General features: G+C 70.6%; 11 protein-coding genes. 4 read left to right on the top strand and 7 right to left on the bottom strand.

Annotated features, from left to right (window positions below):
- Nucleotides 1–7: 7 nt before the first annotated feature.
- From Vgi01_RS23365 to Vgi01_RS23345, 5 genes are all read right to left on the bottom strand, one after another.
- Nucleotides 8–1,042, bottom strand: coding sequence for a TauD/TfdA family dioxygenase (locus Vgi01_RS23365; protein WP_102660633.1), 1,035 nt, complete (start codon nucleotides 1,040–1,042; stop codon nucleotides 8–10).
- A gap of 29 nt (nucleotides 1,043–1,071) precedes the next feature.
- Nucleotides 1,072–1,896, bottom strand: a complete 825-nt coding sequence (locus Vgi01_RS23360) for a thioesterase II family protein (RefSeq protein ID WP_233197060.1) — start codon at nucleotides 1,894–1,896, stop codon at nucleotides 1,072–1,074.
- A gap of 57 nt (nucleotides 1,897–1,953) precedes the next feature.
- Complete coding sequence (locus Vgi01_RS23355; protein WP_204292376.1) at nucleotides 1,954–8,277, bottom strand: non-ribosomal peptide synthetase; 6,324 nt, start codon at nucleotides 8,275–8,277, stop codon at nucleotides 1,954–1,956.
- Nucleotides 8,278–8,422: 145 nt separating this feature from the next.
- Nucleotides 8,423–8,659, bottom strand: coding sequence for an acyl carrier protein (locus Vgi01_RS23350; protein WP_102660635.1), 237 nt, complete (start codon nucleotides 8,657–8,659; stop codon nucleotides 8,423–8,425).
- 95 nt (nucleotides 8,660–8,754) lie between these two features.
- Nucleotides 8,755–9,801, bottom strand: a complete 1,047-nt coding sequence (locus Vgi01_RS23345) for a beta-ketoacyl-ACP synthase III (RefSeq protein ID WP_102660636.1) — start codon at nucleotides 9,799–9,801, stop codon at nucleotides 8,755–8,757.
- A 27-nt stretch (nucleotides 9,802–9,828) separates the two neighbouring features.
- Between Vgi01_RS23345 and Vgi01_RS23340 the strand changes: the two genes are divergently transcribed.
- The 4 genes from Vgi01_RS23340 (at nucleotide 9,829) to Vgi01_RS23325 (ending at nucleotide 12,625) form a co-directional block, all read left to right on the top strand.
- On the top strand, nucleotides 9,829–10,026 hold the full coding sequence (locus tag Vgi01_RS23340; RefSeq protein WP_146017640.1) for a hypothetical protein: 198 nt from the start codon (nucleotides 9,829–9,831) through the stop codon (nucleotides 10,024–10,026).
- A 103-nt stretch (nucleotides 10,027–10,129) separates the two neighbouring features.
- On the top strand, nucleotides 10,130–10,303 hold the full coding sequence (locus Vgi01_RS23335; protein ID WP_203222841.1) for a hypothetical protein: 174 nt from the start codon (nucleotides 10,130–10,132) through the stop codon (nucleotides 10,301–10,303).
- Between the two features lie 58 nt (nucleotides 10,304–10,361).
- A complete protein-coding gene (locus tag Vgi01_RS23330) occupies nucleotides 10,362–11,219 on the top strand; it encodes a 2OG-Fe(II)-dependent halogenase WelO5 family protein (RefSeq protein ID WP_102660638.1) in 858 nt (285 codons plus the stop codon).
- A gap of 53 nt (nucleotides 11,220–11,272) precedes the next feature.
- Nucleotides 11,273–12,625, top strand: coding sequence for an aldehyde dehydrogenase family protein (locus Vgi01_RS23325; RefSeq protein WP_204292375.1), 1,353 nt, complete (start codon nucleotides 11,273–11,275; stop codon nucleotides 12,623–12,625).
- A 111-nt stretch (nucleotides 12,626–12,736) separates the two neighbouring features.
- On the opposite strand, the gene Vgi01_RS23320 is transcribed toward Vgi01_RS23325, so the two are convergent.
- Both Vgi01_RS23320 and Vgi01_RS23315 read right to left on the bottom strand, forming a co-directional pair.
- A complete protein-coding gene (locus Vgi01_RS23320; protein ID WP_204292374.1) occupies nucleotides 12,737–13,408 on the bottom strand; it encodes a MerR family transcriptional regulator in 672 nt (223 codons plus the stop codon).
- A 144-nt stretch (nucleotides 13,409–13,552) separates the two neighbouring features.
- A complete protein-coding gene (locus tag Vgi01_RS23315) occupies nucleotides 13,553–14,440 on the bottom strand; it encodes a helix-turn-helix domain-containing protein (RefSeq protein ID WP_204292373.1) in 888 nt (295 codons plus the stop codon).
- Nucleotides 14,441–14,861: the final 421 nt, after the last annotated feature.

Here is a 14,861-nt window from a genome sequence, read left to right as displayed (position 1 = left end):
CGTCGGCTCACTTCCCGTCCGACACGGTGGTGGACGGGGGAGTCTGCGGCGCGCAGTCGGCCAGGGCGACCGGGTCGCCCATCGCCACCAGGATCTTGCGGGCGCCGGAGAACGCCTCCCGCCCGTGCGCGTTGAGGATGTTGTCGACCATCAGCAGGTCGCCGACCTGCCAGGTCTCGCGGACGGTCACCTGCTCGTACACCGCCGCGATGCTCTCGACCTCCTCCCGGGTCAACGCCGAGCCGTCACCGACGTACGTGTCGAAGGGCAGCCCGTCGTCGCCGTAGGTGTCCAGCAGCACGTCGCGCACGTCCGCGTCGAGGGTCCACCGGTTCCAGAAGGCGTAGTGGTTGAACCAGGACTGCTCGCCGGTGACCGGGTGGGTGACGATCGCCGAGCGACGCTGCCGGGTGCGCAGCTCCTCCTCGTCGAGCCACTCGTAGCCGATCACGTTCTCGTCGCAGTAGGACTGCACGTCGGCCGGGTCGTCGCTGGCGAAGCTGGTCTGCCAGGGCAGACCGGCCAGCTCCGAGTAGTTGCGTACCAGCAGCCAGCCGTGCGCGGCGAAGCGCTCCCGCAGGTCGGCGGGCATCAGGCGCAGCGCCTCGCGCATGTCGCCGACGGTCGTCGCGCCGCCCTCCTCGGGCGCGACCACACACCCGAACAGCAGGGTGCCGGGGAAGTCGAGGGTGTAGCTGTTCTCGTTGTGCAGCCGGATCGGCTGGGCGGCGGGCAGGTCGGTGGAGGAGAAGACGCCCTGACCGAAGTCGGTACGCGGGGTGGCCTTCTCCCGGTAGCCGGTCTGCTGCGGCATCAGCACGTCGCGGACCCGGGCGAAGTCGGTGGTGTCCCCGACGGGCAGGCCACGGATCATCAGGCTGCCGCAGTGCAGCAGTTCGGCGCGGATCGCCGCGCGTTGCGCGGTGAGCCACCCGACGGCGTCGTCGAGGTCGTTGAACGACGGGGTGACGAGGATGGTCGGCTTGCCCGGTTCGTGACGTACGTCGAGGTGGGCTACGGGCGCTTGGGCGGTGAGAGACATCGAGATCCTCCTGAACGAGGTGGAGTGGGTCAGGCGAATTCCGGCCGCGCGGCGCAGCCGTCGAGGACACCGGTGACCAGGGTGAGAAAGGCTTCGAGCTGGTCGTTGAAGTAGAAGTGGCCGCCGGGCAGCACGTGCGTGGTGACCGGTCCGTCGGTGATCTCGGCCCAGCGGCCGAGGGCCTCGGCCGGCACCACCGGGTCGGTGCTGCCGCCGAAGACGACCACCGGGCAGGCAAGCGGTGCCGCCGGCGGGCTGTGGTAGGCGTCGTCGATGGCGAAGTCGGCCCGGATCGAGGGCAGCACCAGCTCCCGCAGCTCCGGCTCGTCGAGGATGCCGTTCTCCGTACCGCCCCGTTCCTTGATCGCGGCGACAAGCGCGTCGTCGTCGAGGTCCTCCGGATGCACCGGGCTCGGGTTGACCAGGAACGGTGCCCGGCAGGCGGAGACGACCAGGGCGCGGGGCGGGCGGCCGGCCTCGGTCAGGGCCCGGGCCACCTCGTACGCGACGAGGGAACCCATGCTGTGTCCGAGCACGACCAGGTCGTCGGTGTCGGCGGGCAGGCTGGCCAGGACCGGGTCGACCAGGTCGGCCATCGTCTCGGGCAGCGGCTCACTGAACCGGGCACCCCGACCGGGGTACTGCCCGACGAGCAGGCGTACCCCCTCGGGCAGCAGGTCCCGCCAGGGTGCGTACGCGTGTGCGTTGCCACCGGAGTGCGGCAGCACCAGCAGCGAGGTGTGGTGCGGGGCGTCCCCGGTGCCGCCGGGCAGCACCCAGACGACGTCGTCGGGGGCGGGCGACGGATGCCGGTCCGGCATCGCGCCGGCCGGGTCGAAGTGGGCATGGTCCACGATGCGCTCCATTCCTGGACGGCTTCACGGTCGGTGGTGCAGGGAGTGCGGGTGCGGTCAGGTGCTCTGTGGGCTGCTCGGCAACGCCCTGCCCGCTTCGGTGCGCCGGCGCAGCGTGGGTCGGCTGCGGGTCGGTGCGGCCGTGGGCAGTTGCGCGGCCAGGGCGGCGATGGTGGGGGCCTGGAAGATGTCGCGGATGGTGAGTTGGGTGCCGAGGATCGCGCAGACGCGGGCGGCGAGTTTCGCGGCGAGCAGGCTGTGCCCGCCGAGGTCGAAGAAGTCGTCGTCGATGCTGACGGTCGGTACGCCGAGGATCTCCGCGTACACCCCGCAGAGGATCTCCTCGCGGGCGTCGCGGGCCGCCCGACCGGTCCCGGCGGTGAACTCCGGCTCCGGCAGGGCCCGCCGGTCGAGCTTGCCGTTGGCCGTCAACGGCATCCGCTCCAGCGGGATCACCGCGGCGGGCACCATGTGCTCGGGCAGCCGCTCCCGCAGCCACGGTCGCAGACCGGCCGGGTCGGTGTCGCCGACCACGTAGGCGATCAGGCGCATCGTCCCGGTCGGATCGGGTACGGCGATGACGGCGGCCTGCGCCACCTGGTCGTGGCCGCGCAGTACCGACTCGATCTCACCGGGCTCGACCCGGAAGCCGCGCACCTTCACCTGGCCGTCGAGGCGGCCGGCGAACTCCAGTTGCCCGTCGACAGTCCACCTGGCCAGATCGCCGGTGCGGTAGAGCCGGTCACCCGGCGCACCGAAGGGATCCGGAACGAACCGCTGCGCGGTGGTGCCGGGCTGGTTGAGGTAGCCGTGCGCGAGGCCGATCCCCGCCAGGTACACCTCGCCGACGACACCGACCGGTGCCGGCCGCAGTGCGTCATCGAGCACGTACGCCCGCTTGTTCGCCACCGCCCGACCCACCGGCAGGCTGCTCGTTTCGGTGAAGTCGTCGGGCACGGGGTGGACGGTGCTGAACCCCATCGACTCGGCCGGCCCGTACGCGTTACCGACCCGCAGGTCCGGACACCGGCTCAGGATCCTGGCCACGTGCGTCACCGACGACGTCTCGCCGCCGGTGAAGGCGTACCGGACCCCCTCGAAGGCCTGCGGATACTCGTCGACGAGCAGGTTGAACAGCCCCGAGGAGAGCTGGAGCATGGTGACGCGGTGTTCGCGTACGAGGGTGGCGATCAGGGCCGGTTCGGGGCGCTGCCCCGGTTGCAGCACACACGTTCCGCCGAACAGCAGCGCGCCCCAGAACTCCAGCGAGAACGCGTCCCAGGACACCGGTGAGCACTGCAGGAACGCCTGGTCCGGGCCGAAGTCGGCGTAGCTCTGGCCGGCGAGGGTGCCGACCAGGGCGCGATGCGAGGTCAGGATGCCCTTTGGCGTACCTGTGGAGCCGGAGGTGAACATCACGCACGCCACGTCGTCCGGGCCGACGGGGGCACCGGGGTCGGTGGCCGGATGCGCGGCGATCAGCGCGGCGTCGGTGTCCACCCGCACCACCGGCGCGTCGGTGGTGATCCGCTCGGCCAGCGCGGCGCTGCTGACGAGCGCGGCGGCGCCGGTCTCGGTGACGATGCGGTGCAGCCGCTCGTCGGGGAACTCCGGGTCCAGCACCGCGTACGCGGCACCGGTCTTCACCACCGCGACGACCGCGACCGCGAAGTCCATGCCCCGTTCCAGCAGGACGCCGACGATGTCGCCGCGACGCACCCCGGCCGCGCTCAGGTGCCGGGCCAACCGGTTCGCCGCGGCGTCCAGTTCGCCGTAGGTCAGGGCGGCCGTTTCGTGACGCAGCGCCACCGCGTGCGGGTCGGCCCCCACCTGGGCGGCGAACCGGTGCGCCAGCGACTCGTCGTCGACCTCGACGGCGGTGGTGTTCCAGTCGTGCAACAGCGCCGACCGCTCCACCGGATCGAGGGCGTCGACCTCGTCGACCGGGCGGGACGGGTCGGCCAACACCTGCCGCAGGGTGCGCTCCAGGGCGGCGACCAGCCGTTGCACGGTGGCCTCGTCGAAGATGGCCGTGCGGTAGACCAGGCCACCACCGATGCCGTCGGCGCCCTCGTCGCGCAGCAGGAACTCCAGGTCGAACTTTGCCGCGCCGGTGACGACGATGCTGCCGCGCTCACAGCGCAGACCGGGCAGGTGCAGCTCGGCGTCGGTGGCGTCGTCGAAGCCCAGGCAGATCTGGAACAGCGGGTGCCGGGCCAGTGTCCGTACCGGGTTGAGATCCTCCAGCAGCAGGTCGAAGGGCAGTTCCTGGTGGGCGAAGGCGTCCAGGTCGGCACCGCGTACCCGCACCAGCAGGTCGGCGAAGGAGGGGTTGCCGGAGGTGTCGGTGCGCAACACGACCGTGTTGACGAAGAAGCCGACAAGTGGGGCCAACGCATCGTCGGAGCGGCCGGCGACCGGGGTGCCGATGCCGATGTCGGTGCCGGCACCGTAGCGGCGCAGGGTCAGGGCCAGCGCGGCCTGCAGCACCATGAAGGCGGTGCAGCGCTGTTCCCGTGCCACCTCGCGGACCCGGCCGGCCAGCTGGGGGTCGATCCGTACCGCCACGGCGTCGCCGCGGTGGTCGGCGACCGCCGGCCGGGGCCGGTCCAGCGGCAGCCCGGTCTCCTCGGGCAGCCCGGCGAGGGCCTGCCGCCAGTGGCGCAGATCGGCGTGGTGGGTGCTGTCCGGGTCGTCGCGGTCGCCGAGCACGGCCCGTTGCCAGAGCGCGTAGTCGGCGTACTGCACCGGCAGCGGCATCCAGTCGGGGGCCCGGCCGGCACGCCGGGCGGCGTACGCGGCGGACAGGTCACCCAGGAGCGGGCGCAGCGACTGTCCGTCGGTGGCGATGTGGTGCAGCAGGATCAGCAGCTCGTACTCCTCGTCGCCGAGCGCGAAGAGGGTGACCCGCAGCGGCGCTTCGGCGGCCAGGTCGAAGACGTGCCCGGCGGCGGCGACGAGCTGCTGGTCGAGGTCGTCGACGGTCGCCTCGCGCCGCGTCACGGTGACCGGCGCCGGTGCCAGGATCTGTTGGTACGGCTCGCCGTCGACGGCGGTGATGACGGTCCGTAGCACCTGATGCCGGTCGACCAGGTCGGTGACCGCCGCGGTGAGGGCGGCGACGTCGAGGGCCCCGCGCAGGCGGAAGGTCATCGGCACGTTGTAGGTGGTGCCGGGTTCCTCCATCGAGTCGATGAGCCAGAGCCGGCGTTGCGCGTACGACAGCGGCAGCCGCTCGCCGTGCGGTGCGGCGACGAGAGCGGGCCTGGTCCGGGCGGTACCGGTGATGGGCAGGTTCGCGGCGAGGGCGGCGACGGTCGGTGAGGCGAAGATGTCGCGGATGCTCAACTCGACGCCGAGCACCGCCCGTGCCCGCGCGGCGAGCCGGGCGGCGAGCAGCGAATGCCCGCCCAGGTCGAAGAAGCTGTCGTCCACCCCGACCTCGGCGACCCCGAGGACCTCGGCGTAGAGGCCGCACAGGATCTCCTCCCGGGCGTCGCGCGGGGCCCGACGGGTCGTCGGGCCGGCACCGAACTCCGGCTCCGGCAGGGCCCGCCGATCGACCTTGCCGTTGGCGGTCAACGGGATCCGGTCCAGCAGCACCACGGCACTGGGCACCATGTGCTCCGGCAGCCGCTGGCGCAGCCACCCGGTCAGCGCGGCCCCGTCGGTGCCGGTGGTCCTCGGCACCACGTACGCGATCAGGCGCAGGGTGCCGTTGCCGTCCGGCGAGGCCAGCACCACGGCCTGCGCGACGTCGGCGTGACCCAGCAGGGCCGCCTCGATCTCGCCGGGTTCCACCCGGAAGCCGCGTACCTTCACCTGGCCGTCGACCCGACCGACGAACTCCAACTGGCCGTCGGCCGACCAGCGGGCCAGGTCGCCCGTGCGGTACAGGCGTTCCCCGTCGCCACCGAAGGGGTCCGCCACGAACCGCTGCGCGGTGACTCCGGCCTGGTTGAGGTAGCCGTCGGCCAGCCCCACCCCGGCCAGGTAGATCTCGCCCGCAACACCGACCGGTACCGGTCGCAGGTGACGGTCCAGCACGTACGCCCGTTTGTTCGCCACTGCCCGACCCACCGGGACACCCACGCCGGTGAAATCCGCCGGTACGTCGAACGTGGTGGTGAACCCCATCGACTCGGCCGGCCCGTAGGCGTTGGCCACGCGCAGGTGCGGGTGGCGGGCTGACACCCGGGCGACGTGCGGACCGGAAGAGGGCTCACCTCCGGTGAACGCCACCCGGACCCCGGCGAAGACCTCGGGATACTCGTCGACCAGGACGTTGAACAGCCCGGAGGACAATTGGAGCATCGACACTCCGTGCTCCGGCACCAGCGCGGCGATCACGGTGGGATCGGGACGCTGCCCGGGATGCAGGACGCAGACGCCGCCGAACAGCAGCGCCCCCCAGAATTCCAACGAGAACGCGTCCCACGACACCGGTGAGCACTGCAGGAACACCTCGTCGGGCCCGAACGACGCGTACCGCTGACCCTGCACCGTCCCCACCAGGGCCCGGTGCGGTGCCAACACTCCCTTCGGCGCCCCGGTCGACCCGGACGTGAACATCACGCACGCCACGTCACCCGGGTCGATTCGCGGCTGCGGGTCGCCGGTGGTGTGACCGGCGATGGCCGCGGCATCGGTGTCCACCCGCACCACCGGGCAGGCCGCGTCGACGCGCGACGTCAACGCCTCGCGGGTCACCAGCGCCGAGGCGGCCGTCTCCCGCAGGACGAAGCTCAGCCGCTCGTCGGGAAAGTCCGGGTCCAGGATCGAGTAGGCGGCACCGGTGCGGGTCACCGCGACCACGGCGACCGCGAAGTCGACGTCCCGCTCCAGCAGCACCCCGACCACGTCGCCCCGGCGGAGCCCGATCGAGAGCAGGTGGTTCGCCAGTTGCCCGGACCGCTGCGCCAACTCCCCGTACGACAGGGCGACCCCGCCGCAGACCAGGGCCGGCGCCTGCGGACTCGCTGCCGCCTGCGCGGTGAACAGTTCCGCCAACGACCGGTCAGCCACCGGCTCGGCGGTGGCGTTCCACTCCCGCAGCACCAGCTCGCGATCCGCCGCGTCCAGTGCCTCGATCTCGGCGACCGTGACGCCGGAGCGACCGGTCATGTTCGCCAGGATCCGGTGGAAGGTGCGCTGGTACGCGTCGAGGTCCAGCGTCTGGGTGTACGCGGTGTCGGTGCTGACGTCGATGCGCAGACCGCCCTCGGGATGGTGGGTGACGGTCAACCCCACGTCCTCGATGGTGCCGCCGGTGGACAGCAGGTGGTACCGGGCGGGCAGACCCGCGAAGTCGTCATGGTCGTCCCCGGCCACGAAGTTGATCACCGGCCCGAACTGGCGTCCCTGATCGGCGGGCCATCCCAGGTCGCGTCGCAGGTCATCGCCGTCGTACCGTTGGTGCCACTGGGCACGCAGGCCCAGCGCAGCGACCCGGGCCGCCAGTTCCTCAGCGGTCTGCGCCGGGTCGACACGGCAGTAGAGCGGGAGGATGGTCGCCATCATCCCGGGTGTGACGGCCGAGCGGGGGTCCAGCCGTCCCGGTAGCGGCAGCCCGAGCAGGACGTCGTCGTCACCGGTCCACATCCGGCGGTGCAGCACCGCGGCGGTGATCAGCGCCTGCTGCCAGGTGGTGCCGGCCCGCTGCGCGAACTCTCGGAGCCGGTCGAATCCCGGCCCGTCCAACCGGGTCACCTGCCGGGTGACCCGGTTGGCGGGTTTACCTGCCGGTGCGGGCGGGGCATACGCCACGTCGGCCATCAGCTTGCGCCAGTAGGCGGCGTCCCGCTGCTGTGCCCGGGAGCCGACGTACCGGTCCTGGTCGTCGAGCATCGCGGTGAACGAGCCGAGCGGTGCTCCGGCCCCGCCACGACCGGTCACCAGAGCGGTGTACAGCTCGGCGACCCGCCGCCGGAGGATCGTCGCGCTGTAGCCGTCCTGGACAAGGTGGTGTGCCCGCAGGTACCAGAGGTGGTGCTCCGGGCCCAGCCGGTAGATCTCGTGCTGGAAAAGGCGGTCGTGCTCCAGGTCGAGGGGCCGGTTGAGGTCGTCGTGCATGTGCCGCAGCGCCACGGCCCGGGGATCGGCTTCGGCGCTGAGGTCCACCAGGCGGGGGGCGAAGTCCGTTGCCGGCCCGAACTGCTGCGTCGGCGTGCCGTCCACCTCGGTGAAGCGCAGCCGCGACGTCTCGTCCTCACCGACCAGCACGCACACCGCGGCGACCAGCGCGTCCGGGTCGAGTGGCCCCTGGATCTCCAGGTAGCCGCCCATGTTGTGGACCGGATTACCCGGATCGATCCGTTGGGCGTACCAGACGCCCCGCTGCGCCGCGTTCAGCGGTCGCGAGCCGGCGGACGGATCGGACATGGTGGAACCCCCATCTGGACACGGAATGCGGAAACGGAACCCACGACGACCGGCGACCGCCCACCGCGACCGCCCCGATTCGTGCGGAGGCGGGCGGGTCACCGATGCCGTCGCGGCCTGCGGTGGACGGTGCCGGGGAACCCGGTCACCGCGTCTTGTGCTCCACGAGATCGAGGATGTCCTGGACGCTCTGCACGGTGGCGAGTTCGTTGTCGCTGAATTCGACGTCGAACACTTTCTCGATCTTGACGAGGATGTCGACGAAGGTCAGCGAGTCGATGCCGAGGTCCTGACTGATCCGCAGGTTCGGGCCGATGACAACCTCGACGTCCGGCGCCTGCTCCAGGACGATCTCGCTGACCTTCTCCAGGGTGTTGGGCATGTTCTCTTCCTTTCTTCGGGGCCACTTTCGTGAAGTGCCTGTGCACGTGCAGGAGGTACGGCCGCCGTTGGCACGACGGCCCTGCGTGGCTGTGCTCAGCGGACCGTCTGCGTCGGGGCCAGGGTCAACTCCGGCCAGGTGAGGCCGGCCGCAGCCCAGGTGGCCCCGCCGCCGAACGCCGCGAGCAGCACCTTGTCGCCGGCCGTCAGCGCGCCGGACTCCACGGCGTCGACCATGGCCAGCGGGATGGAGGCGGCGGAGGTGTTCGCGACCCGGTCCACGTTGATCACCGCCCGCTCAGGTGCGATCCCGATCTCCTCTGCGGTGGCGGTCAGGATGCGCCGGTTGGCCTGGTGGGCGATCAGCCAGTCGACGTCGTCGGGGGTCCAGCCCAACCGCTCCAGCACGGAACGGGAGACGGTGCTCATCCGGTTGATCGCATGCTTGTAGACGGCCCGGCCGGACATGGTGAAGTAGCTGCTGTCGATGTCGACGGGCACACCGGCGGCGCGTTGCCGCGAGCCACCGCCCGGCGTCTTCATGATGTCCAGCAGGTCACCGTCGCTGCCGAGCTGCTGCACGGAGACACTGCCCGTCTCGCCGAGGTGGCCGGCCCGCACGACCACGGCGCCACCACCGTCACCGAAGATCGGCCCGGTGATCTCGTCGTCGTGGTTGAGGATCGACGAGATCGCGTCGGCGCCGATGACCAGACCCGTGCGGTACGCCCCGGTGGCGAGCATCCCGGTGCTTACCGACAGCGCGTAGACGAACCCGGAGCAGGCGGCGTTGAGGTCGAAGGCGGCGATCCCCTTGAACCCCAGCCGGGACGCGACCGACGGTGCGGTCGACGGAAACAGGTGGTCCGGCGTGCAGGTCGCCAGGATCAGAAAGTCGATGTCCGGGTTGCCGCAGGAGTCGAGGGCCCGTTGGGCCGCCTCCACGGCGAGGTCCGAGGTGGCGCCCTCCGGATTCAGGACGAACCGTTGCTCGATTCCCGTGCGGTCCCGGATCCAGTCCGTGGTGACGCCGAGTCTTGCGGCTATCTCGTCGTTCTTGACCACCTGATCCGGCACGTACGCACCGAGCCCGGCGATGACGGCCGTCCTGGTGGTGCTCTCGTACTCGACATGCGACGACAAGGCACACCCCTCCTCTACTGTCGTCCGGTGAGCCGGCCGGCTCCCGGCGGCCACGCCCTGCTGGGTCGTGTTGCCAGTGAACCCGCGGTCGGTGCCGTCGAGCGGCAGTTGTCCCGGCACCCTCGCAGCAGCTACGTCATGCGTCCCCGCCCGAGGGCGGTGTCCGCGTCGGCGACGCCCGCGTGGGCCTCCCTCGACGCCGGCCGCCGTGCCGGCGGTCGGTGAAAGGGGTGATAGCGCCGGGATAGTTCCGGGGATAAGGCCAGGATTCCGACCGTTGTTAGCTTCATTTCAACGCCACAGGGAAACACCGAAAAAGGAGCCGACAATGGGCCGCACCGCCAAGATCTTCGCTCTCGCCGCTACGACCGCAGCCCTCGTCCTCTTCGGTGCCTCGGTGGCACAGGCCGACACCACGGCCCCGGCCACCGCCACGGTGGTCCCCTCGTCCCCGTCCCCGTCGCCCACCGCCACCACCGCCGGCAACAACCCCTGGGACTGATCCCGGTATCAGCGCCCCTCACCGATCCGTCTGCCCCACAGAATCGAGGAGTACAGAAATGACGAGCTCGCTGAGCCTCCGCCCCATTACCGGCTGGTCCGGAAACAAGGACTACTTCACTTTCCGGGAATACGACAAGTTCGACCCGGAAGCGGTAGTCGACGTTCTTGACGGTCGAGTCGCCGGTGTCATGTTCCGTGGCATGGTCGCGCCGGAGGTCGCCGCCAACATCTCCCAGCGCTTCTGGGACAGCCCGCACCGCAAGGTCCGCGGCGTCGAGGCACCCGGCTATTACATCGGCGCGTACACCTGGAACAAGCCCACCAAGCAGTACCTGGACGAGGCCGAGGAGGCCAACCCGATCCTGCGGGACCTGCTCGACGTGCCGAACGACCCGATGAAGGAGTTCTACGCCGGGCTCGGCAGTTCCCTGGCCAAGCGCGGCGCGGTCGTCCGACCCGCCGAGCACGAGGGCCGCAGCGCGGCGATCGCCCTGTTCCGCTCGTGGCACGGCCGTGGCACCTTCGCCCTGGAGCCGCACGACGACGACTCGCAGTGCTCCGACCCGCAGATGGCGGACTTCGAGCGCAACCGGGTGTTCGGCAACCCGATCGCCGCGCTGAACATCTGCCTGGAGAACGAGGGCGGCGGCGGCCGGCTCGTGTACTGGAACATCCAGCCGGACCTGGAGAGCAAGCGCCGCCTCGGCGTCGAGTTCACCGGCTCGCCGTACCCGCACGAGGGCCTGGTCGACGTCGAGTCCAAGTGGATCGACGTGCACGCCGGCGACGTGTACGTCTTCAACGGCGCGCACGTGCACGCGGTCGAACCGAACACCACCGAGCGGCAGACCCGCACCACGCTCGCCGCGATGATGGCCTACGCGGACCCGCAGAACGTCGTCACCTGGAGCTGAGCCGACCCCCGCTCCTCCGTCCGTACCCGGTGCCCGTCCGTGAGGTGAGGAAGATGTCAGCTGTCCACGACCCCAGAACCGGTGACGTGGTCGGTCACCTCACGCTCCTCACCTCCGACGACGTACCCGAGATCGCGAACCGCGCGTCAGTGGCGTTGCCCGGGTGGTCCGCCGTTGCGGTGGCCACCCGGTGCACCATCCTCAAGGAACTGGCCCGGCTGATCGCGCAGCGCCCCGCCGACCTGGGGGCGCGGTTCGCCCTGGAGACCGGCAAGACCGTCGCCCAGGCCGAAGCCGAACTGGACCGCGCCGCGGAGACCTTCGCCTGGACCGCCGAGGCGGCCGTCCAGGCGACGGCCGGGCGCACGATCTCCGGCGGCGACGGGCTGCACCGGCAGGTCCTCGTCGACCCGGTCGGCCCCGTGCTCGCCATCGTGGCGAGCAACTTCCCCGCCGTCGTGCTCGCCCGCAAGCTGGGGCCCGCGCTCGCGATGGGATGCACCGTCGTGGTCAAGGCACCGGAGACCACCCCGTCGGTGGTACGGGAGATCGCCGACCTGGCCACCAAGGCCGGCCTGCCGACCGACGTGCTTCAGGTGGTGTACACCGACGCGGTCGGCTCGGCGGCGCTTGTGGCCCGACCCGAGTTCCCGCTCATCACCTTCACCGGCTCGCACCGCACCGGGCAACTGGTCGCCGCCGGTGCGGTCGCTCACCTGGCCGACTGCGTCCTGGAGCTGGGTGGTCACGCCCCGGCCATCCTCCTCGACGACGCCGACCTGGCCACCGCCGTACCGGCCCTGGTCGCGTCGAAGTTCAGCTCGGCCGGGCAGAGCTGCGCGGCGCCGAGCCGATTCCTCGTCCACGAGCGGATCCACGCGGAGTTCGTCGACCGGTTCAGCGCTGCGGTACCCGGCCTGGACCACGAACCCGGCGGCACGATGGGGCCCCTGCACACCGAGGCCCGGCGGGACGAGGTGCACGCGCTTGTCCTCGACGCCGTGGACCGGGGAGCCACCGTGATCACCGGCGGTCGGCGTCCCTGCGGACCGGGCTGGTACTACCCGGCCACCGTCCTGACCGACGTGCCGGCGCAGGCGCGGGTCCTCCACGAGGAACCCTTCGGGCCGATCGCACCGGTCATGCGCTTCACCGACGAGGACCAGGCGGTGGCGACTGCCAACGCCACACCGTTCGGCCTGGGCGCATTCGTCTTCGGCGGCCACGCGCGGGCGACCGCCCTGGCGCGACGACTCCACGCGGGCCGGGTGTCGGTCAACTGCGCCACCGGCGCCGACCCGATGTCACCGCTGTCCGGTCGCGGACTGAGCGGATACGGGTACGAAGGCGGGCTGGAAGGACTGGCCGCGTTCGGTCGGCTCAAGGTGCTCCAGCGCCCGGTGTGACCCCGCCGCCAACCCGTCGGCACCGGTGTACGTCGCCGCGTCGCCGAGGTCGATGCCGACAAATGGGCGAGAAGATGCGAGTCGAGGAGTTGACCGTCGACGGTGCGGACCTCACGGCCCGGTGGCGGGCAGTGCTCCACCGTCCGCACTGACCGCCTGCCCGTTGAGGCGTAACTGCACGAGGTGTTCCCGGGCCATCCGGCGCAGTGCGGCGGAGGCCACGCCGAGCAGGACGGACCGCACTGCCGCGGCGGCGCGGTCGTCACGCTCGAACTGCTCCGGCACCTGGGCGAGCTCGTGCGCGGCGAGCCGCTCGGCCACCTCCGCGTACGGGGTCAGGAAGTCGGTGCCGCATGCGCAGCCGAGCAGCCGCAGGGCCGCCAGCACCTGCGCGAGCCGAACGGCGGCCGGGGTGTCGGCGGGAAGCTGCCAACCGAGTTGACTGACGAATTCGTCGACTTCGGCCTGCGCGTCTCTCAGGTGTGCCGATTCCGGGGCCTCCGATTCGAGGCCGAACACCGCACGATCGGTGACGGCATAGAGGCCGGACAGGGACATGTCGTCGTCCGCGATGGCGGAGAGCACGTCCCGAACCGACGAAAGATCGAGTTGGGCGATCGTGGTGAGGGAACGGATCAACAGGAGTTGCCGTAGGTGCTCCTCGCCGTATACGGCCTGGTTGCGGCCAGTGGGGGTGCCGGCTGGGAGGAGCTTTTCCCGCAGATAGAACTTAATCGTCGCAACGGGTGCGCCCGATCTCCTGCTGAGATCCGAGATTCGCATGCATCCCCCAGGCGATCGGCAACTTGCCCTCCGCAGTATTCCACAGAGGAGCCTGGGTCAAAGTTCCCAAATCCTTCCGGATGGGAATTGTGGGTGCCGCACACTCGGGCGATTGGAAAAGCTCGGACCGGTCCGGCTGGCCGCTCAGGCGGCGGGCCGGTGGTTCTGGGCCGCGGCGAAGCGTCGCTGGGGGCGCAGCTCGGTCGGCGCGGTCTCCGTCCGCCCGCTTTCCTCCCGTCCGGTGCCGTCCCGTCCGGTGCCGTCCTGTCCGGTCATGGACAGGGCCAGCTTGCGGACGTCGAGCAGAGCCAGCAGCACCGGTGGGTCGAGCGCTCCCGCCGGTTGCAGGGTCAGCTCCGCCTCGATGTCGGTGTCCGGGCGTACGGTCAGCGGACCGTAGGACGCCACCGACACCCGCTGCTCGGGTTGGGAGGCGTCCCACACCGACTGCTGCGGATCACCCGTCACCGACTGCGCCAGCAGGTACCAGCTGCCGCTCGGCACCTCGTCGAAGGTGAACCGGCCCGGCTCGGGCAGCACGGCGCAGCGCACCGGCCGGCCCTCCGGGATGCGGTCGGCGAACATGCCGACGAAGATCAGACCGGGTGCGACGTCGGACCCGGGAAGGATCCTGCCCCGGACCCGCGCCGTCGACGGTTGACCGAGTCTGCCGGAGCGGTCGATCGGGATGTCCGTCGCGAACCCGGCCAGCCGACGGTAGGTGGTCGGCGGCATGCCCACGCTGCGGGTGAAGCGGGAACTGAAGGTGCCCACGCTGTTGTAGCCGACCCGCAGGCTGATGTCCGCGACGTTGAGCGACGTCGACTTGAGCAGGTGCTTGGCCCGCTGAAGCCGCAGCGCCGACAGGAACCGGGCGGGTGAGACCCCGGTGGCCCGCTGGAAGATCCGCGTGAAATGGAACTTGCTGAACATGGCCGCGCGGGCCAGGTCCTCCACGGTGAGCTGCTCACCGAGGTTGTCGTGCATCATTTCGATGGCGCGCTTCACCGCAAGCTCGACTGACTCTTCCATTTGCTCCACCCCGTTCCCGATGGCGAGCGGGATCAGGCACGATCCCATATACCTGGTGACACTGCAGGGGCGATTTCTGCGCGGGCGACAATTTGAAGCGTTCTTTCCGAATGGTCGACGCTTCCAATTTCGTCGGTTTGCCGTTTCCGTCCGGCGCTGTGTCTGGCGTCGAGATTAGCGGAGCCGGTAATCCGGTCGCAATGACTCCGCAACCGCCTGCTCGCTGTCCGCAATCGTGAAGTAACGGCTTCCTGTGGCGACGTCTTTGCAGCTCAAGCGCTTCTGCGGATAGTGGCACGCACCACTTCGGATAGCGCTGATAGCTATTTGGGTGGCTGCCTGGACAACTGCTTCGGTGAGGTGCGAACAGCCCTAAAGTGCACCATTCGACCGTCCGCCCGGCGGTGAGGTTGTCATGCCT

Origin of the sequence: Micromonospora gifhornensis (assembly GCF_016863515.1) — a bacterium.
GTDB lineage: Bacteria > Actinomycetota > Actinomycetes > Mycobacteriales > Micromonosporaceae > Micromonospora > Micromonospora gifhornensis.
This window is presented reverse-complemented; position numbering and strand designations above follow the sequence as displayed.

What these genes read in the sequence shown, in the direction of transcription:
- Vgi01_RS23315 (WP_204292373.1), bottom strand. Translation starts at nt 14,440, where the DNA reads ATGGAAGAGTCAGTCGAGCTTGCGGTGAAGCGCGCCATCGAAATGATG.
- Vgi01_RS23365 (WP_102660633.1), bottom strand. Translation starts at nt 1,042, where the DNA reads ATGTCTCTCACCGCCCAAGCGCCCGTAGCCCACCTCGACGTACGTCAC.
- Vgi01_RS23320 (WP_204292374.1), bottom strand. Translation starts at nt 13,408, where the DNA reads ATGCGAATCTCGGATCTCAGCAGGAGATCGGGCGCACCCGTTGCGACG.
- Vgi01_RS23350 (WP_102660635.1), bottom strand. Translation starts at nt 8,659, where the DNA reads ATGCCCAACACCCTGGAGAAGGTCAGCGAGATCGTCCTGGAGCAGGCG.
- Vgi01_RS23330 (WP_102660638.1), top strand. Translation starts at nt 10,362, where the DNA reads ATGACGAGCTCGCTGAGCCTCCGCCCCATTACCGGCTGGTCCGGAAAC.
- Vgi01_RS23355 (WP_204292376.1), bottom strand. Translation starts at nt 8,277, where the DNA reads ATGTCCGATCCGTCCGCCGGCTCGCGACCGCTGAACGCGGCGCAGCGG.
- Vgi01_RS23325 (WP_204292375.1), top strand. Translation starts at nt 11,273, where the DNA reads ATGTCAGCTGTCCACGACCCCAGAACCGGTGACGTGGTCGGTCACCTC.
- Vgi01_RS23335 (WP_203222841.1), top strand. Translation starts at nt 10,130, where the DNA reads ATGGGCCGCACCGCCAAGATCTTCGCTCTCGCCGCTACGACCGCAGCC.